Annotated in this window: 21 protein-coding genes; 9 read left to right on the forward strand and 12 right to left on the reverse strand. The window is 61.1% G+C overall.

The genetic code is table 11. The annotated features are described in order from the left end of the window. Nucleotides 1–294: 294 nt before the first annotated feature. The 4 genes from AC1DDS_RS18080 to AC1DDS_RS18095 all read right to left on the reverse strand — a co-directional run bounded on the left by AC1DDS_RS18080 (nucleotide 295) and on the right by AC1DDS_RS18095 (nucleotide 6,793). Entirely contained in the window at nucleotides 295–3,135 is a 2,841-nt protein-coding gene (locus AC1DDS_RS18080) for a valine--tRNA ligase (protein WP_477480144.1), read from the reverse strand. Between the two features lie 320 nt (nucleotides 3,136–3,455). Beyond that, nucleotides 3,456–4,241: a PopZ family protein gene (locus tag AC1DDS_RS18085; RefSeq protein ID WP_477480145.1), complete on the reverse strand. Its 786-nt coding sequence runs from the start codon at nucleotides 4,239–4,241 to the stop codon at nucleotides 3,456–3,458. Nucleotides 4,242–4,408: 167 nt separating this feature from the next. Next, entirely contained in the window at nucleotides 4,409–5,800 is a 1,392-nt protein-coding gene (locus AC1DDS_RS18090; protein ID WP_477480173.1) for a TolC family outer membrane protein, read from the reverse strand. A gap of 342 nt (nucleotides 5,801–6,142) precedes the next feature. Next, a complete protein-coding gene (locus tag AC1DDS_RS18095; protein WP_477480146.1) occupies nucleotides 6,143–6,793 on the reverse strand; it encodes a protein-L-isoaspartate O-methyltransferase family protein in 651 nt (216 codons plus the stop codon). Nucleotides 6,794–7,119: 326 nt separating this feature from the next. On the opposite strand from AC1DDS_RS18095, the gene AC1DDS_RS18100 reads away from it, so the two are divergent. Both AC1DDS_RS18100 and AC1DDS_RS18105 read left to right on the forward strand, forming a co-directional pair. Beyond that, complete coding sequence (locus tag AC1DDS_RS18100; protein ID WP_310421226.1) at nucleotides 7,120–7,287, forward strand: hypothetical protein; 168 nt, start codon at nucleotides 7,120–7,122, stop codon at nucleotides 7,285–7,287. A gap of 583 nt (nucleotides 7,288–7,870) precedes the next feature. Beyond that, nucleotides 7,871–8,125, forward strand: coding sequence for a hypothetical protein (locus tag AC1DDS_RS18105; RefSeq protein WP_477480147.1), 255 nt, complete (start codon nucleotides 7,871–7,873; stop codon nucleotides 8,123–8,125). 290 nt (nucleotides 8,126–8,415) lie between these two features. Here the strand turns inward: AC1DDS_RS18105 and AC1DDS_RS18110 are convergent, their stop codons facing one another. Next, nucleotides 8,416–8,826, reverse strand: a complete 411-nt coding sequence (locus AC1DDS_RS18110) for a hypothetical protein (protein ID WP_477480174.1) — start codon at nucleotides 8,824–8,826, stop codon at nucleotides 8,416–8,418. Between the two features lie 43 nt (nucleotides 8,827–8,869). Between AC1DDS_RS18110 and AC1DDS_RS18115 the strand changes: the two genes are divergently transcribed. Together AC1DDS_RS18115 and arsK are read left to right on the forward strand one after the other, a co-directional pair. Next, on the forward strand, nucleotides 8,870–9,211 hold the full coding sequence (locus tag AC1DDS_RS18115) for an ArsR/SmtB family transcription factor (RefSeq protein ID WP_477480148.1): 342 nt from the start codon (nucleotides 8,870–8,872) through the stop codon (nucleotides 9,209–9,211). A 19-nt stretch (nucleotides 9,212–9,230) separates the two neighbouring features. After that, nucleotides 9,231–10,436 (forward strand): arsenite efflux MFS transporter ArsK, encoded by a 1,206-nt coding sequence (arsK, locus tag AC1DDS_RS18120; RefSeq protein ID WP_477480149.1) that lies wholly within the window; start codon nucleotides 9,231–9,233, stop codon nucleotides 10,434–10,436. Here arsK and arsH read toward each other — a convergent pair. The 6 genes from arsH to AC1DDS_RS18150 are packed head-to-tail and all read right to left on the reverse strand — an operon-like array spanning nucleotide 10,433 to nucleotide 13,952. Next, a complete protein-coding gene (gene arsH, locus AC1DDS_RS18125) occupies nucleotides 10,433–11,209 on the reverse strand; it encodes an arsenical resistance protein ArsH (protein ID WP_477480150.1) in 777 nt (258 codons plus the stop codon). The two genes, arsK and arsH, sit on opposite strands and share 4 nt — an antisense overlap. Next, a complete protein-coding gene (gene arsC / locus AC1DDS_RS18130) occupies nucleotides 11,136–11,558 on the reverse strand; it encodes an arsenate reductase (glutaredoxin) (protein ID WP_477480151.1) in 423 nt (140 codons plus the stop codon). The genes arsH and arsC overlap by 74 nt, the downstream gene beginning before the upstream one ends. A gap of 2 nt (nucleotides 11,559–11,560) precedes the next feature. Next, nucleotides 11,561–12,619 (reverse strand): ACR3 family arsenite efflux transporter, encoded by a 1,059-nt coding sequence (arsB, locus tag AC1DDS_RS18135; RefSeq protein ID WP_477480152.1) that lies wholly within the window; start codon nucleotides 12,617–12,619, stop codon nucleotides 11,561–11,563. Further along, nucleotides 12,619–13,146, reverse strand: coding sequence for an arsenate reductase ArsC (locus tag AC1DDS_RS18140; RefSeq protein ID WP_477480153.1), 528 nt, complete (start codon nucleotides 13,144–13,146; stop codon nucleotides 12,619–12,621). Before AC1DDS_RS18140 ends, arsB begins: the two co-directional genes overlap by 1 nt. A gap of 15 nt (nucleotides 13,147–13,161) precedes the next feature. Next, nucleotides 13,162–13,602 (reverse strand): arsenic resistance N-acetyltransferase ArsN2, encoded by a 441-nt coding sequence (arsN2, locus tag AC1DDS_RS18145; protein WP_477480154.1) that lies wholly within the window; start codon nucleotides 13,600–13,602, stop codon nucleotides 13,162–13,164. Continuing rightward, nucleotides 13,599–13,952 (reverse strand): ArsR/SmtB family transcription factor, encoded by a 354-nt coding sequence (locus AC1DDS_RS18150; protein ID WP_477480155.1) that lies wholly within the window; start codon nucleotides 13,950–13,952, stop codon nucleotides 13,599–13,601. The genes arsN2 and AC1DDS_RS18150 overlap by 4 nt, the downstream gene beginning before the upstream one ends. Before the next feature lie 126 nt (nucleotides 13,953–14,078). On the opposite strand from AC1DDS_RS18150, the gene AC1DDS_RS18155 reads away from it, so the two are divergent. The 5 genes from AC1DDS_RS18155 to AC1DDS_RS18175 all read left to right on the forward strand — a co-directional run bounded on the left by AC1DDS_RS18155 (nucleotide 14,079) and on the right by AC1DDS_RS18175 (nucleotide 20,673). Then, on the forward strand, nucleotides 14,079–14,804 hold the full coding sequence (locus tag AC1DDS_RS18155; protein WP_477480156.1) for a glutathione S-transferase: 726 nt from the start codon (nucleotides 14,079–14,081) through the stop codon (nucleotides 14,802–14,804). Nucleotides 14,805–14,958: 154 nt separating this feature from the next. Then, nucleotides 14,959–16,035, forward strand: a complete 1,077-nt coding sequence (locus tag AC1DDS_RS18160; protein WP_477480157.1) for a hypothetical protein — start codon at nucleotides 14,959–14,961, stop codon at nucleotides 16,033–16,035. A gap of 145 nt (nucleotides 16,036–16,180) precedes the next feature. Continuing rightward, entirely contained in the window at nucleotides 16,181–16,402 is a 222-nt protein-coding gene (locus AC1DDS_RS18165; RefSeq protein ID WP_310421246.1) for a heavy-metal-associated domain-containing protein, read from the forward strand. A gap of 559 nt (nucleotides 16,403–16,961) precedes the next feature. Then, nucleotides 16,962–18,437, forward strand: a complete 1,476-nt coding sequence (locus tag AC1DDS_RS18170) for a multicopper oxidase family protein (RefSeq protein ID WP_477480158.1) — start codon at nucleotides 16,962–16,964, stop codon at nucleotides 18,435–18,437. Between the two features lie 13 nt (nucleotides 18,438–18,450). Then, nucleotides 18,451–20,673 (forward strand): copper-transporting P-type ATPase, encoded by a 2,223-nt coding sequence (locus AC1DDS_RS18175; RefSeq protein ID WP_477480159.1) that lies wholly within the window; start codon nucleotides 18,451–18,453, stop codon nucleotides 20,671–20,673. Nucleotides 20,674–20,906: 233 nt separating this feature from the next. Here AC1DDS_RS18175 and AC1DDS_RS18180 read toward each other — a convergent pair. Next, nucleotides 20,907–21,289 (reverse strand): eCIS core domain-containing protein (locus AC1DDS_RS18180; RefSeq protein ID WP_477480160.1); only part of this gene is annotated, 383 nt, incomplete at its 5' end.

Below are 21,289 nucleotides of genomic sequence, written 5' to 3' on the forward strand. Positions count from 1 at the left end.
CGGACTATCGGAAAGTGCGCGCGGATTTGCAAACGGGCGAATTGCGCAAGTCGCCCTGAGGAGACGAACTGAATAACGTAAGCTCTTCCCAGCGCAGCCGGAATTGCACTGTCGTAGAAATCTATTCGCCTGACATCAGCGCAATGCCCAAAACTGAGGTATTGCATTCCAAACCATCGGCGGCGTGTCACATTTCGACCACATAGACAGTTTTGGTCTGGCCTAACAAAACACAACCGCGCCATCGAACGGCGCGGTTGCATTGTTCCCGCAAAGATAGCGACTCTGATCGACTCAGCCGGCCTCGGCGACTCGGGCAAGTGCAATGCCGAGGGTCGACAGTTGCTGCTCCAGCTCCGCAAGCCTTTCGCGCTCGGCCTCGACGACCTCCGGCTTCGCGTTGGCGACGAACTTGTCATTCGACAGCTTGCCGCGGATGCGATCCGCTTCCGCGCCCGCCTTGGCGATCGCCTTCTCCAGGCGAACAGATTCAGCGGCGAGATCGATCAGGCTGCCGAGCGGCAGGCAGGCCGTCGCCTCGCCGACCACGATCTGCGCAGACCCTTTCGGCGCGTCGTCGGCGAGCGTGATCGCATCGACGCGGGCCAGCCTGCGGATCGCCGAATCATGACGCTCCAAGCGGGTCCGGGTCTGCGCGTTTGCGCCGACGACGACGAGCGGCGCCACGGCGGCCGGGGGAACGTTCATTTCGGCGCGCGCGGAGCGGATGCCCGAGACGAGATCGACCAGCCAGTTGATCTCGTCGGCGGCTGCGTCGTCGCCATAGGCGGGGGACGGCCATTCGGCATGGCAAATCAAACCGATCCGCTCGCTGTCCTCGCTTGCCGTGTGCGCCCAGAGCTCCTCGGTCATGAAGGGCATGAACGGGTGGAGAAGCTTGTAGGTCTCCTCAAGGACGTAGGCCGCACAGGCCTGCGATTCCGCCTTCGCGCCCTCGTCCTCGCCGCTAAAGACGGGCTTGAGCAGTTCGAGGTACCAGTCACAGAACTGGTTCCAGATGAAGCGATAGAGAGACCCGGCCGCATCGTTGAAGCGATAGTTCTCGATCGCTTCCGTCACGTCGCGGGCGGTCCGGGCGAGTTCAGTAAGGATCCAGCGGTTGATCGTCAGCGAGACGGCTTCCGGTACGAACTGCGGATCGGCCTTCACGCCGTTCATCTCGGCAAACCGCGTGGCGTTCCAGAGCTTCGTGCCGAAATTGCGATAGCCGGCGATCCGCGCCGGGTCGAGCTTCACGTCGCGGCCCTGCGCGGCCATGATCGCCAGCGTGAACCGCAGCGCGTCGGCGCCGTACTCGTCGATGAGCTCGAGCGGGTCGATGACGTTGCCCTTGGACTTCGACATCTTCTGCCCGTTCTTGTCGCGGACCAGCGCGTGGACATAGACAGTGTGGAACGGCTCCACCGGGTTGCCGACTTCGTCCTTCATGAAGTGCAGTCCCATCATCATCATCCGGGCGACCCAGAAGAAGATGATGTCGAAGCCGGTGACGAGCACGTCGGTCTGGTAGTAGCGATCGAGATCCGGCGTCTCCTTCGGCCAGCCGAGCGTGGAGAACGGCCACAGCGCGGACGAGAACCAGGTATCGAGCACGTCCTCGTCGCGGGTCAGGATCTCGCCAGGCGCGAAATTCTCCAGCTTCTCCTCGACCCAGGCCTTCCACGGGCCTTCATGGGCGATGTAGTGCTGGATCGCGGCGTGCAGCGCCTCTTCCTCGGTCTTTTCGACGAAGACCTGACCATCCGGGCCGTACCAGGCGGGGATTTGGTGGCCCCACCACAGCTGGCGCGAGACGCACCACGGCTGGATGTTCTCCATCCACTCGAAATAGGTCTTTTCCCAGTTCTTCGGCACGAATTTGGTGCGACCTTCGCGCACTGAGGCGATCGCCGGCTTTGCCAGCGTCTTGGCATCGACATACCACTGCTCGGTCAGGCGCGGCTCGATCGGCACTCCGCCACGGTCGCCGTGCGGAACCGTGTGCTTGTGCGGCTCGATCTTGTCGACGAGCCCCGCCTCCTCGAGGATCTCGACGATGAGCTTGCGCGCTTCGAACCGGTCCTTGCCCTCCAGTTGATCCCAGGCGCCATGCAGCGCTGCGGGATGCTCGAGGCCTTCGAGGAAGTCCTCGTTGTCCTTGATGGTGACGCGTCCCTCGATCGTCAGGACGTTGATGGCGCGCAGGCCACGGCGCTTGCCGACCTCGAAGTCGTTGAAGTCATGGGCGGGCGTCATCTTCACTGCGCCGGTTCCGGCCGTCGGGTCCGGGTATTCATCGGCGACGATCGGAATGCGCCGGCCGACGATCGGCAGGATGACGTGCTTGCCGACGATGCCCTGATAGCGCTCGTCGTCCGGGTGGACGGCGACGCCGGTGTCGCCGAGCATCGTTTCCGGCCGCGTCGTCGCAACGACCAGATAGTCGCGCGTCTCCCATTCGACCGGCTTGCCGTCGTCATCGAAGGCGACAGGATGCTGGTAGGTGACGCCGGGCTCGAGCGGATAGCGCAGGTGCCACAGGTTGCCGTTCATCTCGACTTGCTCGACCTCGAGGTCGGAGATGGCAGTCAGAAGCTTCGGGTCCCAGTTCACAAGGCGCTTGTCCTTGTAGATGAGGCCTTCCTTGTAGAGCGAGACGAAGACCTCGAGAACGGCCTCCGAGAGACCCTCGTCCATGGTGAAGCGCTCGCGCGACCAGTCGGCCGAGGCACCGAGGCGGCGCAACTGGTTGAAGATCAAGCCGCCGGACTCGGCCTTCCATTCCCAGACCTTCTCGATGAAGGCCTCGCGGCCCATCTCGCGGCGATGCTGCTGCTGCTCCATCAACTTGCGCTCGACGACCATCTGGGTGGCGATGCCGGCATGGTCCATGCCGGGCTGCCACAGCACGTCCTTGCCGCGCATGCGCTCGAAGCGCACCATGATGTCCTGCAGTGTGTTGTTGAGCGCGTGGCCCATGTGCAGCGAACCGGTCACGTTCGGCGGCGGAATCACGATCGAGAAGGTCTCAGCGCCGGGCTTCGCCCCGGCACCGGCGCGAAATGCATCCGCGTCTTCCCAGATTTTCGCAATTCTCGGTTCTACGGCCGCGGAATCATAGTTTTTCTCAAGCATCTTACTGGCCACGCCCATTGTTGCAGTCATCGGGTTCTAAACCGGATGCCCAGATTGAAGTCAACAACAACACAAGAGAAAAGCCACGCCACGCGGCGCGGCCCGGTATCGGCCTGCGCCGATATTGCCCTCTTGCGCCGGAACGATTTCGATCGCGATCCGGCCGATGCAATCGGTCGACACTTGCGCAGGCTTATATTGCTTGTGGCGCATCCCCATCGGATCCGCCAAGGATGCGTTAGCATCAGAATTCGCGCAAAATGCGATCCTGAACCAATATCGCTTTCCGGCAGGACTGCTGGGGATGGTTGTGTGGACGGTTACCGGCGCGGCCCACGCGCCACGCGCGCGATTTCTTCCCGCACCAACCGCTCGACCAACGTCGGCAGGTTGTCGTCGAGCCATTCCTGCAGCATCGGCCGAAGCATTTCCTCGGCAATCTCGTCGAATGACCGGCGCGGGCCGGCCTCCACGGCCTCGACCAGCGCGCCGAAAGAACTGGCGACCTGCGCACCCACGGCCGGCGACACGAGGGATACGGGTGCAGCCGGCAACACCGCCTCGGACACCGGCGCAGCGGCGGCAACGTAGGCGCCGTCGGCTTCGTTCGCGCCGGATGGCCGAAGGTTCTCGTCGGGCATGACGTCTTGCGCCCGGATACCCGCGGCGCCCGATGGCATCATGCGCGCCGTCGTCAGCGGATTGGTGTTGTGCTGGGGCGCCGGCGTGTCGACGTCCAGGTCGAACCTGCCGACATGTTCGTCACGCGGCAGCATCCCGTTGCGCTCGGAGGCCGCACGCACCCGCGCTGCGACGTCGGCCAGCGACATTGCAGGCTGCGCCGCACGTAGTTCTGGCTGAACCGGGGGCGCGTCGACAACCTCGATCTCACTCGTTGCAGCGGCGCGGCGGGCCTCCTCCGCGTGAAAGTCGGCGACGATCGTCTCGTCATCGAAGCGGTCTTCGTTGGACGCATCTTCGGCGTCGGCCGTCGAAGCCAGCACCGGTGGGGGACCAAGGGGGGGCTCGTTGCTCTCGATGATCCGGCGGATCGACGCCAGGATCTCTTCCATCGAGGGTTCACGCGCTACATTCGGCTGAGCCATTTTCATCCCCGTTCACTGCAATTCGCAGCCGATGCCGAACACGATTCGAGGTTCGATGCGGTGCGAATAAGCAAGAGCATAGGCCACTCGCGACGGCAAAAAAATCGTCGCGAATCAACTCTTAACAGTGATGCACAGAATTGTGGGCCCTGCCAATGCGCGGGGTATCAGCGGCCGTCGACGGTGCGCAGGCCGAACCACTTGTCCTTGACGGCTTGATAGTGATCGCCGGCGCGATATTCGGCAACCTGCAGCCCCTGGTCGCGGACCGTCAGACGTCCCATCGACGCAAGGAGCGAATAGCTGGCGACGACTGCGATCCGCTGGGAAATCACAAGCCGCTCCTGCGCATCCAGCACGGTCTGCTGCGCGATCAGCACGTCGAGCGTGGTCCGCTGGCCGACGTTGCGCTCCTCGATCACGCCCTTCAGCGCGAGGTTCGCGGCTTCGATTTCCGCCTCGTTCGCCTTGATCGACGCAAGTGCGGCCTCAAGCTGCGTATAGACCGAAATGATCGTCTGCTGCACCTCAAGACGCGCCGAATCGACGAGAATGCGCTGCTGGCCGAGCCGCTCCTTCGCCTGGCGGATCTGACCGTACTCGGCGCCGCCCTGGTAGAGCGGGATAGTCACGCGGGCGGAGATGCTGCCGGCGACGTTGTCATTGGTGCTGCCGCTGTCGTTCACCGACTTGAAGACGTCGCCCTGAAGGGAAACGCCCGGCAGCATCGTGCCTTCGGCGGCCTTGACGTTGTAGCCGGCCGCATCGACGCTGCGTTCCGCCGAGAGGATCTGCGGATTGTCGCGCAATCCGGCCGCGACCGCCTGATCGAGGTTCCTCGGAACCCCGCGCTTGGCCGTCGGTGGCTGCTTGATGTTCTTCGGCTGGTCCCCGACGATCTGGAAATAGACCGCCTCGCTCGATTTCAGCGCGGCCTGCGCGGAAACCAGTAGGGCCTCGGCCTCGGCGAGCTGCGCCTCGGCCAGGCTCACGTCCGTCTGCGTCCCCTCGCCGACATTGAGGCGCGCCTTGGAAGCGTTGAGCTGCTCGCGCAGAAACTCCAGGTTCTTCTGGCGGATGACGACGATCGCCTGGTCGCGGGCGATGTTGGTGTAGGCTTCGACGGCGGCGAGAAGGATCGAGATTTCCTGCGCACGCAACGCTTCCTGGTTGGCCAGCACGTTCGCCTCGGCCGAACGGACCCGGTTTAGCGTCTGGAAGCCGTCAAAGATCTGCTGCGTGATGGAGATGCCGTAGGAGGAGTTGAAGGTGTCGGTCCTCTTAATGGGTGCGACAAACGGGCTCGAGCTGGTGGACTTGTCAAAAATCCTGCGCGCCGCAGTCGCATCCACGATGCCGTTGACCTGTGGGCGCATGGCGGCCTTGGCGATGGTCACGTTCTCGTCGATGGCGCGCAGCGCGGCCCGCGCGGCGTTCAGATCCGGGTTGTTCGCGTAGGTCTTCGCCATGGCGCCGGCGATCGTTTCGGCCGACACCGAATGCGTCGTCGCCAGCAGGAAGGGAACGAGTGCCGCTGCCAGGGCGGTCTTGCGAATCATGGACACGTACTAACTCCAGACTGGACCGGCGTACCGGTCCCGCTTTACGCAACAACGACACCGACCGGTGTCGCGACACGCATGATTTCTTCGCGAGTGCAGCGGTCGAACTGGTCGCCACACTCAAGCTTCAAGCCGTCACCTGTATCTTTTCCCCACTCTCAGCACAAGTACTGAGGGACCATTGCACTTCATTCCGACCTGCGTCAGAGTAACATTCCACAGGGCTGTCGCAACCCCAATCCCCTTATGCGACGGTCAGTCGGCACGCGATGCACGTGACGACATGCTAAATTACAACAAAATCCTTTCTGAAATCCGACTCGAATTTTCGGCGATTTTTCAGAACACGAACTCGGCAGTCTTGCGGAAGCCCGGCAGCGGCTTGACGGCGGTGTTGAAGGCGGCGCGCTCGGAGACGAGACCGCGCTCCTTGACGAACAGCCGAGCCTGCGAGGCGTTGCCATAGCCCTGCACGACCACCAGCCGGCCGCCATCGCGCAACTGAGCAAACAGCGCCTCCGGAATCGTTTCGACGGAGCCGTTAACGACAATCACGTCATAGGGCGATTCCGCGCCATAACCTTTTTCCAGATCGCCGGTGACGACAGCGACATTGTCATAGCCATGCTCCGCCAGGGTCTCGCTGGCTTTCGCTGCAAGCGCCTCGTCGCTCTCAAGCGCAACCACCGATCCGGCAAGCGTCGACAGTATTGCCGAGGCATAGCCAGTCCCGCAGCCGACCTCGAGCACCAGGTCCTCCTTGCTGATCGTGGCCAGCTGGATGAGCTTTGCCAGCGGCGACGGAGACATCAGATATCGACCCGGTGCAAGTTCGATGTCGTTGTCGATGTAAGCGAGTGGCTTCACTGCGGTCGGCACGAACGCTTCACGCGGCACCGTCAGGAACGCCTCGAGGACGGAATGCGACGTGACGTCCGTCGTCCGGATCTGGTTGTCGACCATTTTGATGCGCGCTGCGGTATAGTCCATCATTGCTGCCCTGTCAGAAGCTCGCGACCGTTTGGCCGGTCGGCGGATATATATTCGGCCTGTCTTAATGCCCTTTCCCGTTGGGTGTCCATATCCATTGCTGCCACCTATGGGCAAAAAAATGACGCAGGACCAAAGCGGCAGCCGATAAATATCATTGCGTCGTCGTGTTATATTGACCGGGCAGGCTAATTCTGCCCGCCGGCGGTTGCTATGGCATATGGCTGTCATGTGGCAGATTTATCGACCACTGGGATGCACTTGCCACTGATCGGCAACGAGAGGTAGATTGCTGCATGCCACATGCCCGGCAACGGAGGACGCCCATGACCTACCCTGCTACCATCACCATGCTTGTGTTGGCGCTTCTCGCACTGTCCGGGTGCGCCACGCAATCCGGCGCCTACAACACGTCTTACGCCCAGTATCAAGGGCCCTCACCCGACGCGGAAATCACCGGGATGCGCAGCGGGACGATAAACGCCCAATACTAGACACCAGCAAGAAGGACGGGGGCTGCGAGGCGGGCACCGAGGAGGCGGCGCGCCGCCCAGGGCGCGTCACGCAACAGTTTTTCTCTTTATTCAAAGCTGAGCCGGACATCAGATGACCGCGCGACGTTCACGCTGTCGCCGCCTGGATCAAAGAGCCAGCTTACGCAAATTGCCCGAACGTCACGGGCAGGCTTCGCCTCCGGCAAAGACGAGGCGGAACGTCCAACTGCGCATCCGAGCGTTCAGTCCATCGAAGCGAGAGAAGTCGGCAACAGGTCGACGGTGTCTGGAAGCCGCCGACCTGCCGGATTGCCTCATACACAATACCGTGTCCAGGTGCCAAGTGTACCTGAACCTGCCCAAGCAAACATCATGATGCGAGCTTGAGCGCTGCTAACCACGATCGAGGCAGAAAGTTCCCTGTGCTCGCAAAACGATTTGAAGAAATTTCTTTTGAAATCCAAACAACAGCCACCACATCTTGCCACGCCATGACAAACCGAGACGCTATACAATTCATCCATAACGGCTTTTCCGGGCAGTTGACCGTGTGCGAGCGATTGCCGCGATCAGAGGGCAAGCCATGAGGAAAATGACCGGGGACCAGATCCCCGAGTTCGTCCAGGACGTGCTGGCAACCGGCTGCGACATTCGCGCCGTCGGCGATGACGCGTATGCCATCGCAGACGCCCATCTCCCGGACGAGGTTTACGATGCGATCGAGCCGGAACTGGAGCGGATCTCTGAGAAGTACGGGCGGCGTGACCATCTTCGACTTCAGATTGTGGCATACCTCCAGTCCATAGGCCGGACCCAACCTTCCAGTCACCTGCATTAGCCGCGGGAACGGGCGCAGCAACGCGATCAGCGTTCGCGTACGAGCCTTGGGACGAATTGACGGGCAACATCTTCGATTGGCGGTTAAAGGGGTGGCTTTCGCACCTCAGACAAACAACATCACGACGGCTCCACCAACGCTAATCAGGAAGAGCCCTGCAATGAGCATTGGGATGAGCGTGCTTTCACTTTCCGGACGATCCATATCAAGCCCTCCAAGCGTAGGTCACGGTGACAGGATGCACGCGTGTGTCAAGCGGGGAAGAGCTAGCCGGCCTTGGCGTTGTCCGCTTAACAATAGAATCCGGGAAGACCTCCTTTGTCTCTGGGACCTTCATAGAAGCCGGCCGGCACGAAATCGACGCTGGTCGATTCGTCATTCTTGAATGCCCATCCATCCGCCTGCGATGCACTGGGACGTACACCTTTATTCCGAGTTTCTCGCGGATTTTGATGCCGATCAAACCGGAGTTTTTCACGCCGTTCAACGCCGCCGCGAATAGCCAAGGCCTCCGGGTTCGCTCCGCAGTCGAGCGCGGAGAACTGGCCAATCTTGACCCCGGTCACGTGATAGCCGGGCTTCACGGGCTTTCCGTCGTACAGGAACACCAACGCCAGGTCCGGTGTTTCGGCGGCGTTGCCGAGCAATTCCCCAAGCGAGATGTCGGTTCTGTCAGAATGGTCATTGCCGATCGCGCTCAGTTGCATATATCCTCCGATCCAATGATTAAAGGATTATTGAAATATGGACGAGCGTGAAGCCCTCGCCTCCTTCGCCGCACTTTCCCAGGAGACCAGACTCGCCACCGTCAGGACACTGGTGGTCGCCGGCCCAGAAGGTCTGGCGGCCGGCGCTATTGCGGAGCGCATGGGCGTCTCCCCATCGAACGTCTCGTTCCACCTCAAGGAGTTGGACCGCGCGGGTTTGATCTCCCAGCGTCGGGAATCGCGTTCGATCGTTTACAGCGCAAATTACGACACACTTGCCGACTTGGTGACTTTCCTGATTGAAGATTGCTGCGCAGGACATTCGGGCATCCGTGGATCGGTAGAACGATCGATGGGATGCTGCCCGAGCGAAGCGTAGGCCACCGAGGAAACCGGCATTGCACACCATCAAGGTTCCGGCGGGTATCGTCTCCGCTCTCGGTGTCACGCAGATCATTGGCTACGGCACTCTCTATTACTCCTTCAGCATCCTGGCGCCAGCGATGGCCAAGGACCTGATCATCAGCCTGGAACAGGTCTTCGGCGTCTTTTCGGTCTCCCTGTTCATCGGCGGCCTGTCGGCCCCCTTCATAGGCAGACACATGGACAGGGTCGGCGCTGCGGCCGTCATGACGATCGGCTCCGCACTCTCCGCCATCACGTTGGCGTTGTGTGCCTGGTCACCATCCGTGGCAATCTTCGCACTCGCGATTGTCCTGCTCGAAGTCTCCGCGGGCATGGTGCAATATCAGGCCGCCTTCGCGACGCTGGTCGAAAGCGAACCTCGAACGGCATCACGCAGCATCACCTATCTGACGCTGATCGGCGGCTTTGCCTCCACCATCTTCTGGCCGATTGCCGCAACACTTACCGGATACATGTCCTGGCGGGAAATCTATCTGGTGTTCGCCGCCCTGAACCTTCTCGTCTGCATGCCATTGCACTACTGGATCAGGCGTGACGGAAAGAGCGGCTCCAAACTCGACCAGACAAGAACCCGCGAGGTTGTCATAGGCGCGCTCGAGCCGGAGGCGCGTCGCCGCGGTATGCTCCTGGTCTCATGTGCCTTCTCGCTTTCGGGCTTCACTCTGGCCGCGATCCTTGTGCATATGGTGCCGATGCTCGGCGCGATCGGGCTTGGCAGCGCGGCAGTGGTGATCGGTTCGCTGTTCGGTCCGGCACAGGTCATGAGCCGCCTGATCAACATGGTCTTCGGCAAGAGCCTATCGCCGCCCGCGCTTGCTATCGTTTCCGCGACCCTCATGGTCCTCGGTGTCATCATACTCGGGATTTCCGGCGACTGGCTGCCGGGCGCGGTGGCGTTCGCCGTCTTCGTTGGCCTCGGGTCCGGTATCAACAGCATCGCCCAGGGTAGCTTGCCGCTCTATCTCTTCGGGTCCGCTGGCTACGGGGCGATCACGGGGAAAATGGCAGCGGCGAGGCTGGCAGTCGGTGCGGCCGCCCCGTTTGTGTTCGCCACGGCGATGGAAAATCTCGGCATCGCCATGGCCCTGCTCGTCAATGCGTCGCTTGGCACGCTCGGCATCGCTGCCTTCATGGCGGTGGCTGCGTCTACGCGGAGCCCCGCAAAAGCGGGTGACTAAATCGACCTCAACGACACCCGCCTTTCGAGTTCGGCCGCACGCTCCTTCCGCTCGCTGTAGCGATCGGTCAGGTAGGCCGAAGAATCCCTCGTCAGCAGCGTGAACTTCACCAGTTCCTCGCAGACATCCACAACGCGGTCGTAGTAGGAAGACGGCTTCATCCTGCCGTCGGCGTCGAACTCCTGGTAGGCCTTGGCAACCGACGACTGGTTCGGGATTGTGATCATCCGCATCCAGCGTCCGAGGACGCGCATCTGGTTCAGAGCGTTGAAGGACTGGCTGCCACCGGAGACTTCCATGATCGCCAGCGTCTTGCCTTGCGTCGGCCGGATCGATCCGAGCGACAGCGGAATCCAGTCGATCTGTGCCTTCATGATACCTGTCATCGCACCGTGGCGCTCGGGGCTGACCCACACCTGGCCTTCCGACCATTGCGACAGGTCGCGCAGCTCCTGCACTTTCGGATGGCTGGCCGGGGCCTCGTCGGGAAGCGGCAATCCCCTCGGATCGAACATCCGTACCTCACACCCCAGACGTTCGAGAAGACGTCTGGCTTCGTGCGCGAGGAGCCGACTGTAGGACACCTCCCGGAGCGAGCCGTAGAGGATCAGGATGCGCGGCTTGTGCGTCGAAAAGGCTGGCCGCAATGCGTCGAGGTCAGGCTGACGAAGATGCCGCTCCTGCAAGGCGGGGAAGGTCTCAGACACTGCGCTTGCCCTCCCGGTTGAGAACCTGCTCGCCGTCTTCCTTGAAGAAGGCTCCCTTGAAGGCATCCGGCAGGATGTCGAGCACGACCTCGGATGGGCGCGCGAGCCTGGTGCCGAGCGGCGTGACGACGAACGGGCGGTTGATGAGGATCGGGTCCTTCAGCATGGCGTCGAGCAACTGGTCGTCCGTCAGCTTCGGATCATCGAGACCCAGCTCCGCGTAAGGCGTGCCCTTCTCGCGGATCGCCTGGCGGATGGTCAATCCAGCGTCGGAGATCATCCTTGCCAACTCGTCCCGCGACGGCGGGGAATGGAGATACTCGATCACGGTCGGTTGGATGCCGGCTGCGCGGATAATCTCCAGCGTGTTGCGGGACGTGCCGCAGGCGGGGTTGTGATAGATGGTGACGTCCATTGTCATGCCCTTTCGGTGACTGTGTTCCTGGAGACGGCGGGTGCCGCCTCGTACCAGCCCTTGGTGCGGTTCACGGCCCAGACGACCGTGAGCATCACGGGAACCTCGATGAGCACGCCGACGACGGTCGCCAGTGCCGCGCCGGACTGGAAGCCGAAGAGACTGATGGCAGCCGCGACCGCCAATTCGAAGAAGTTGCTGGCCCCGATCAATGCCGACGGCCCGGCAACGCAATGCCGCTCCCCCGACATCCTGTTTAGGAGATAGGCCAGCCCCGAGTTGAAATAGACCTGGATGAGGATGGGAACAGCCAGCAGTGCGATGATCGTCGGCTGAGCGATGATCTGCTCGCCCTGGAAGCCGAAGAGGAGAACGAGGGTCGCCAGCAGTGCGACAAGCGAAAGCGGCTGCAGCTTCGCCAGCATGGCGTCCAGCGCCTTCGTCGTGCCGTCGGCGGTCAGCCGCCCTCTCAGGACCTGGGCGATGATGACTGGGACGACGATATACAGGACGACCGACAGAACGAGCGTGTCCCAGGGCACGGTTATGGCCGAAAGCCCAAGCAACAGCCCGACGATCGGCGCGAAGGCAACGACCATGATCGCATCGTTCAGGGCGACCTGGGAAAGTGTGAACAACGGCTCGCCGCGGGTCAGGTTGCTCCACACGAACACCATCGCAGTACAGGGTGCAGCCGCGAGGATGATCAGGCCTGCGATGTAGGAGTCGATCTGGTCGCCCGGCAGATAAGGACGGAACAGCCAGCCTACGAATATCCATCCGAGCAGCGCCATGGAGAACGGTTTGATGGCCCAGTTGATGAACAGGGTCACGCCGATGCCACGCCAGTACGTGCTGACCTGAGCCAGCGAGCGGAAGTCGATCTTGATGAGCATTGGGATGATCATCAGCCAGATCAGGATAGCGACAGGCAAGTTCACCTTCGCGATCTCCGCTGCGCCAATGACCTGGAATACACCGGGCATCAGATGGCCGAGGGCGACGCCGACAACGATGCAAAGGAAGACCCAGATTGTGAGGTAGCGTTCGAACGTGGACATCAGGCCGTCTTTCCATGAGTTCCCGTTGAGCCTTCCATCGCACCGATTTGGCTGAGCTTCGTTTCGAGCGCCAGACGGTCGATGGATGACAGCGGAAGGCTGATGAAAGCCATGATGCGGTTCTTGAGAAAACGGGCGGCCGTCGCAAAGGCGCGCTGGATTTCGACCTCGGAGCCGACAACCGCAGCCGGGTCTTCGACACCCCAATGCGCCGTCATCGGATGTCCTATCCATACCGGGCAGGCTTCGCCGTGCGCGCTATCACAGACGGTGACGATGAAGTCCATTTCGGGCGCGCCTGGTGCGGCAAAGACATCCCAGCTCTTCGACGAGAAGCCGGTCACTGGATAGCCGAGGACGTCCAGCTCCTTCAGCGCGTGCGGATTGACTTCGCCCTTCGGCTGGCTGCCTGCGGAGAACGCCCGGAAACGCCCGCCGCCTTCCTTGTTGAGGATGGATTCAGCGAGAATAGAACGAGCGGAGTTGCCCGTGCACAAGAAGAGCACGTTATAGGTTTTGTCGGTCATGGTTGTGTTCCGTGGTTAGGTCGGAGGTCTGTTGAGTTTCATGATCGTGGCCGATGCGGGACAGATGCCCGAAAGCTGACGGGTCGCGAGAACGGCTGGCGGAACATCGCCTCGCTCGACCACGATGAAGCCGCAACCTTCGAAGAACGGAGCGGCGGCCGTCGTTGCCAGAAAGACCGGCGTACTGCCGTCGATGGCCTTCAGAGTTGCTTGGGCCAGCGATCTCCCCAATGACCTTCCGCGATGCTCGGGCAAGATGACCATCGACCTGAGGAGGACCGCGTCGCCGCACGCCTCGATGCCAGCGTAGCCAACCGTGCCGCCATCAGAGGAAACCGCCCTGAAGAACGAACGCCCCGGGGATTCGAGGTCTTCAGTTGGAAGACCGGAAGCCGACAGCGCCAGTTTCAGTTCCGGATCGCCTCCCGGGACTGGCTCCAGCCTGATGTCGCTCATGACTGCGTCACCTCGGGAGCACAGCAGGGCGTAAGTTCGGCGATGAGCGGCGCACAGAGTTCGGCCGATCCGCCGCAGCAGTCTTTCAATAGGAAGAGGATCAGGTCGCGCAGCCGATGAAGGTCCGCCCGATAGATAATCGAACGGCTCTGCCGCTCGCCTGTCACGAGGCCCGCCCGGGACAGCGTGGCGAGATGTGCCGACATGGTGTTTTGCGGGACATCGAGAAGGCGGGCGAGTTCGCCGGCAGGCACGCCATCGGGCTCGTGCCGGACGAGAAGCCGGAATGTCTCAAGTCTGGTGGTCTGAGCCAGTGCGGCAAGCGCGGAGATTGCTTTGTCGTTATCCATATATCCAGAATATCGGATATGTCCTGGGGATGTCAACACGCGAACAGTTGCGCACAAGACCTGCTGACGCCACAAATCCCTGGCACTCTCTCCCCTATCGCAGTCAGTAACGGAGCCGCGGGTCGGATGTCGTACGAACTGTATTACTGGGACGGGATTCAGGGCCGCGGCGAGTTTGTGCGACTGGCGCTCGAAGACGCTGACGCAGCTTACATCGACGTTACCCGTGAGCCGTCCCGCGGTCTCAACGAGATGCTAGGCCTCTTGAGTGATCCGAGTGAGGGACAACTCCCTTTCGCCCCGCCCTTTCTCAAGGATGAAACCGTCATCGTTTCTCACGTGGCAAACATTCTCCTGTACCTTGGTCCCAAACTGGGCCTTGCTCCAAAGGAAGAGGCGTTGCGTTGGTATGCAAATGGACTTCAACTGACGATCACGGACTTGGTGGCAGAGATACATGACACTCACCATCCGATCGCGGTCTCAAAATACTACGAGGAGCAGAAGACGGAGGCGAAGGCACGTTCGTTTGAATTCTGGAATAACCGCATGCCGAAATTTCTCGCCTACTTTGAGCGTGTGGTGCAGCAAAATCCGGCCGAAAGTGGCTATCTCGTCGGCAGTAAATCGACGTACGTTGATCTTTCAATGTTCCAGATAATCGAAGGGTTGAAGTATGCTTTTCCGAAAGCCATGAATGATTATGAACGGCGCTATCCGCTTCTCGCGCGGCTTCACAGCTCAATAAAAGGTAGGCCGAAACTCGCAGCGTATCTTGCTTCGCCACGACGACTAGCCTTCAACCAGGAAGGCATATTCCGCCACTATCCAGAACTTGACATGGCTGCATAGCTCCAGTTGCGCGTTGGCCGAACCGGCGTCTCATCGCGTGTTCGCTTTTATGATCCTATGCACTCTCGCGTGCTTTCCATGTTTAACCAATGCTTAACGAAGTTGCACGAACGTCGATTGCCCTCCTCATTTTTAGCGCACCAGAACTTTCGACATGAACGCATCGGCCAAAATATATACCTCAACTTTGCTGAACACGACGGTCAGTCTGATCCGCCATGCGCTGGCGGTCACGGCGATCGGTGGTACTCTTTCGGGTTGCATCGGCATGGAGTTGGATGATCTGTCGAGAGCGCCGCCTGAGCTCTCGCGCAAGACCGTGGCGGAGATGTCGAAAAGGAAGATGAAGCCCGAAAGCCCGGTGCTGGTGCGCATCTTCAAGCAGGAAAGCGAGCTTGAGGTCTGGAAAGTCGACAGGTCCGGACGCTACGCCTTGTTCAAGACCTACCCAATGTGTCGCTGGTCAGGGAAACTCGGTCCCAAGAAACTGGATGGTGACCGGCAGGCTCCCGAGGGCTTCTACCATGTGTCGGCCGGCATGCTTAACCCGAAGTCGCAGTACTATGTTTCGTTCAATTTGGGCTATCCCAACCGTCTGGAGTCGGCGCTCGGCTATTCGGGCGAAGCGCTGATGGTACACGGAGCGTGCTCCTCGTCCGGTTGCTACGCGATGACCGATCAAGGGGTCGGCGAGATCTACGCAATAGCTCAGAAGGCCTTGTCCACGGGGCAGGAACGGTTTCAGGTCCAAGCATATCCGTTTCGCATGACGCCCAAGAACATGGCCCTCCATCGAGGCGACGAAAACATGGCGTTCTGGCGGACCCTGAAGGAGGGGTACGATTCGTTCGAGATCACGCGCCAGCAGCCGAAAGTGTCGGTCTGCGGCGGGCGTTACGTGTTCAACTCCGAGTTCGAGGGTGGCGAACCCAACGATCCTCTCGCAGCGTGTCCAGCCGCGATGACGTTGCCTGATGCCAATGTCATGGCAAAAATGGAAGCCGAACGGAAGCGGGTCGACTCCGCGCTTGCTGACGAGGCTTCTCTCCCGGTGTCCGCCTATGTCGATGGAGGCATGCATCCGAGTTTCAGAGAGCTTCTGAAACGCGACGGGGCAAAGAAGATGGCGAAAAGCATCTCCGGAACAAAGTATCCAATCAGCCGCCCCGAGGCAGCGCTAGCTGATCCGTTCACCGCGAAATGGAACGCAGAGGCTTCCGCCGCAGATTGACATGACCAAAGCGTTGCGACGCACGCCGGTCGGACGCACGCGCCTTCCGAAACGCCACTTCCAAATAAATTCCTGAGCGCTCTTGACCTTCCCACCGTGGGAAGCCCCATTTTGGTTCTAGCGAAACCCATCAGGAGACATCCCAATGTTCCGTCTCAATGTTCCCGACATGACCTGCGGCCACTGCGTCGGCGCGGTAACGAAGGCCGTCAAATCGGTCGATCCAGGGGCAAAGGTCGCAATCGATCTCGAGTCAAAAACGGCGTCCATCGAGTCCCAAGTCGGGGCCGACAGGTTCATCGCCGCGATCACTGAAGCTGGTTATGGGGCCACCGCCAAGAATTCGTGCTGCTGCCACGGGGCGTGACCCGCCATCCAATCCCCTGCTCCCGCGCCTGGGAGGCATGGCCCATATTGATGAAGGTCAGGGCGCGCGAAAGAGAAGCACCCTACTTTGCGGTCCACGTCGAGGTTTGAGCCAAGTTGATGGTAAGCCAAAAATGGTTCGTGACATTGTTGAGGTTGGTTTTGGCCGCAGTCGTTGCAGGCCTCCTCCTCAACACGCCTGCGCAGGCCATGTCGGCTGATTGCCACACCGAGGGCGTTGCCGTTCACGCCCTCGCATCGCCGCAACAAGGGTCCGTCGACGGAGACCATCAGCACAGCAAAGCGCTCAAGGATACGCTTTGCTGTGCGAAGGCATGCACCGCCTGTGTTGCCGCCGTCCCCTCTCCCGCTTCGGTGGCGTGGAGTAACATCGTCAGCTCATCATACTTTCCCGACGTGATGGTCGGTCTGTCAGGCCAGGCCGCGCCTGACGTATTCGAGCCACCTCGATCCATCCCGCTTTAATGAACCCGGCTCGAGCCGTCTCGGGCTGCCATTTTAGCAGGTCGGGTTTCCGACCAGGATCGAGAGATATCAAAATGCACCGCCGACAATTCCTGAAGACGCTGGCCATTGGCGCAGCCACCATCGCACCAATCGCAAACTATCCCTGGTCCAACGCCGCCCGGGCGTCGAGCAATAGAACAACCGATCTGTCCATCTCCAAGCGCGTCCTTGAGGTGAACGGGAAAGCCGCGACCGTATTTCAACTTGGCACGGCCGACGGAAAGCCCGGATTGGTCCTCAACGCCGGAGGCGACTTCAACGTCAACCTGTTGAACCAGTCGGGCGCAGACACGCTGATCCATTGGCATGGACTGACGCCCCCATGGGGTATGGACGGGGTGCCTGACAATCCAGCCAAACTGCTGGCCGCGGGCGAAAACCGCCACTACCTCTTTCCCGTTGGCCAGGGCGGCACGCACTGGATGCATGCGCATACGCTTCAGGAGCAAGCGCTGCTCGCGGCCCCGCTGATCGTGCGAACCGCGGCCGACCTGGCGCGTGACGAACAGGAAGTCGTCATCCTGCTGCATGACTTCTCCTTCAAATCCCCGGAGGAGTTGTTGGCCGGGCTGAAGGCCCCTGGCTCAAGCGGAGCCATGGCCGGGCATGATGGAGCCGCCCCCGATATGGGGTCCATGATGCAAGGCATGGAGGGAATGCACCAGCGGCACATGCCGGGCATGACAATGCCGGGCATGGCAGCCATGGACCTGAACGACATCGAGTATGACGCCTATCTTGCCAACGACCGCACGCTGGACGATCCGGAAGTCGTCGCCGTCGAAAAGGGAGGGCGCGTTCGCCTGCGGATCATCAACGGCGCGACAGCGACCGCCTTCACCATCGACACCGGCACCCTTCCGGGCGAACTGATCGCTGTCGATGGGATGGACATCGTCCCGCGACAAGGCAGCCGCTTTCCCGTTTCAATGGGGCAGCGGCTCGACATCCGCCTACGGCTTCCGTCAGATTCTGGGGAATTCCCTATTCTGGCTCTGCGAGAGGGGGCAAAGGAGCGGACGGGCATCATCCTCGCGACCGCGGACGCCAGCATCTCCAAGGTCGCTACGATTGCTGCAGACAGCGGCCCGGTACTCGATCTGGCGGTGGAAGAAGCGCTGCAGGCGGCGAACCCGCTAGCCGAGCGGGCCGTAGATAGGACATATGCCCTGACACTGACCGGAGACATGGCCTCCTACGTCTGGGAAATCGGGGCCGCAGATGGCCCGATGGAGGTGACCACCGGGAACCGCGTCGAATTGGTGATGCGGAACATGTCGATGATGGCGCATCCGATGCACCTGCACGGCCATCATTTCCAGGTGGTGGGCATCAACGGCAAGCGCATCAACGGAGCGGTCCGCGATACGGTGCTCGTGCCGCCCATGGCGACTGTTGCCGTTCGGTTCGATGCGGCAAACCCTGGACACTGGCCGTTCCATTGCCACCATCTCTACCACATGGCGACGGGCATGATGTCGTTCGTTGCCTATGAAAACGCGATCTAGCCGGAGACTTGCCATGGCACATGAGCACCAAAAACAGGGGCACGAACACTCCGGACACAATCATCACGGCCATCGTTCTGGATCAGACCAGCCCAGCGCGACTTCAACGCAGACCGTGCCGGAGGGCACGGTCTACACCTGCCCCATGCATCCGCAGATCAGGCAAATTGGCCCGGGTAACTGCCCGATCTGCGGAATGGCGCTCGAGCCGGTGATCGCCACGGCCGAGTCGGGGCCCAGCGAAGAGTACCTGGACATGCGTCGCCGCTTCTGGGTTGGTCTTGTGCTCTCCCTGCCAGTTCTTGTTCTGGAAATGGGAGCCCATCTGACAAACCTGCACATGCTGCTGGGTCCGCAGATGTCGAACTGGCTGCAAATGGTACTGGCGACGCCCGTCGTCCTCTGGGCGGGCTGGCCCTTCTTCCAGAGGGGCTGGCAGTCTCTGGTGACACGCCACCTTAACCTGTTCACGCTGATTGCGATGGGCACTGGAGTCGCCTGGCTTTACAGCGTGGTCGCCACTATCTCGCCCGGCATCTTTCCCGCAACCTTCCGCTCTGCCGAAGGCTCCGTCGCAGTCTACTTCGAGGCCGCGGCCGTCATCACGGTTCTCGTCCTGCTTGGACAGGTGTTGGAACTGCGGGCACGCGAACAGACGGGCGGGGCAATCCGCGCCCTGCTCGACCTGGCTCCCAAGACCGCCCGCAGGGTAAATGCGGACGGCTCGGAGGAAGACGTCGGTCTTGATGTCGTGACGGTTGGAGACCGGCTGCGGGTTCGCCCGGGAGAGAAAGTACCGGTGGACGGCACCCTTCTCGAAGGACGCAGCTCGGTCGACGAGTCGATGATCACCGGCGAATCCATGCCGGTGACCAAGGACGCCGGCTCCAAACTGATCGGCAGCACGATGAACCAGACCGGAGCTTTCGTCATGGAAGCCGGGAAGGTTGGCCGGGACACGATCCTATCGCAGATCGTACAAATGGTTGCCGATGCTCAACGGTCCCGCGCGCCGATCCAGCGCCTGGCGGATGAAGTGTCGGGCTGGTTCGTTCCGGTCGTGATCGTCATCGCGATCGTGTCCTTTGCAAGCTGGATGCTGTTCGGCCCGGAGCCGCGGTTCGCGCATGGGCTAGTGGCAGCGGTCGCCGTGCTCATCATCGCATGCCCTTGCGCATTGGGACTGGCGACACCGATGTCGATCATGGTCGGAGTGGGGCGTGGTGCGCGACTTGGCGTGCTGATCAAGAACGCTGAAGCCCTCGAGCGGTTCGAGAAGGTCGATACCGTTGTCGTCGACAAGACGGGAACGCTCACCGAGGGTCGGCCCAAGGTCACGGCCATCATCCCGAGCGATGAACTGTCCGAGACCGAACTGCTCCGCCTCGCCGCCACACTGGAGAACTCCAGCGAGCACCCCCTTGCCCTTGCGATCGTAAATGCCGCCAGAGAACGCGGCATTCCGATTGGCAGCGCAGAGGATTTCGACAGCCCTGTCGGCAAAGGCGTAACCGGCAAGGTCGACGGCCACGACGTCATCCTTGGAAGTCACCGGATCATGGAAGAGGAGCGGATCGACGTCTCCTCCATGACGCGCAAGGCGGAAGAGTTGCGCGACGAAGGGGCCACCGTCATCTTCATGACCATGGACGGTCGGGTGGCCGGTCTCTTCGCTATCGCCGACCCGATCAAGGCGACGACACCGGATGCCGTCAAGGCGCTGGTCGAGGCAGGAATTCGCGTCGTCATGCTCACCGGCGACAACAAGACAACGGCGCACGCAGTTGCCCGTCGGCTCGGCATCACCGAAGTCGAGGCCGAGGTGCTTCCGGAGGACAAGAGCAAGATCGTCATGCGGTTGCGAAGCGAGGGACGGATCGTCGGCATGGCCGGGGATGGGGTCAACGACGCGCCCGCGCTTGCGGCTGCCGATGTCGGCATCGCGATGGGCACGGGGACGGACGTGGCGATCGAAAGCGCCGGGGTGACGCTCCTCAAAGGCGATCTCCAGGGCATCGTGCGAGCACGGCAACTCAGTCACGCGACAATGTCGAACATTCGCCAGAACCTGTTTTTTGCCTTCATCTACAATGCCTTGGGGGTTCCCGTTGCCGCCGGGGTTCTCTATCCCGCCTTCGGCCTCCTCCTGTCCCCCATCATCGCTGCGGCCGCGATGGCGCTGTCATCGGTGAGCGTCATCGGCAACTCGCTGAGACTGAGGAGCGTCAAACTATGACTTCGTCCCGGACCCGGACGCTGATGACCGCATCCTTGGCCGTCATCGTCCTGTTCTTCGTCCTCCGGCAGCATTGGGGATGAGGTCGGCTTCACACCGCTGGGAAAGCGGCTCGCAATAGGGAAACGCGGGGTGCGACCAGCATCAAAAATGGAGGGGAAGCAAGGAAATCATGCGGTTGAGAGTCACCCTCCCCCAAGCCACGAAGCGTCGCCAAACAAGATGATGGTTGATTATTCCCGGTCGACCCACGCCATATAGCGCGCTTCTTCGTCGTGGGCTTCCTGTTCAACCGAGCTATGGCTGCGAATGTATCTGACGGCGAAGCCCTGCACTCCCCAGTCTTGATACTGCCGGACATGGGTAAGTTCATGCACCCAGCCGACTGCGTTATCGAGCGCATCTGCTTTATTGGCAAAGACGATAACGTAGTCGAGGGTGATGGCATCTGCCGCGCGGGAGCGAAAGGCATTCAATTGCAGACTTAGCTCGCCACCGCCCCCAACTCGGTAGCGGGCAATGTCCAGGGTACTGCTGTCTACAAAACCCTGCAGTTTTTGCCGAATCGCCGGAGGTATTGGTTGGACGCCAGCCGATAGGGCGTCATCTCTTGATC

Source organism: Mycoplana sp. 10N416 (assembly GCF_056394765.1).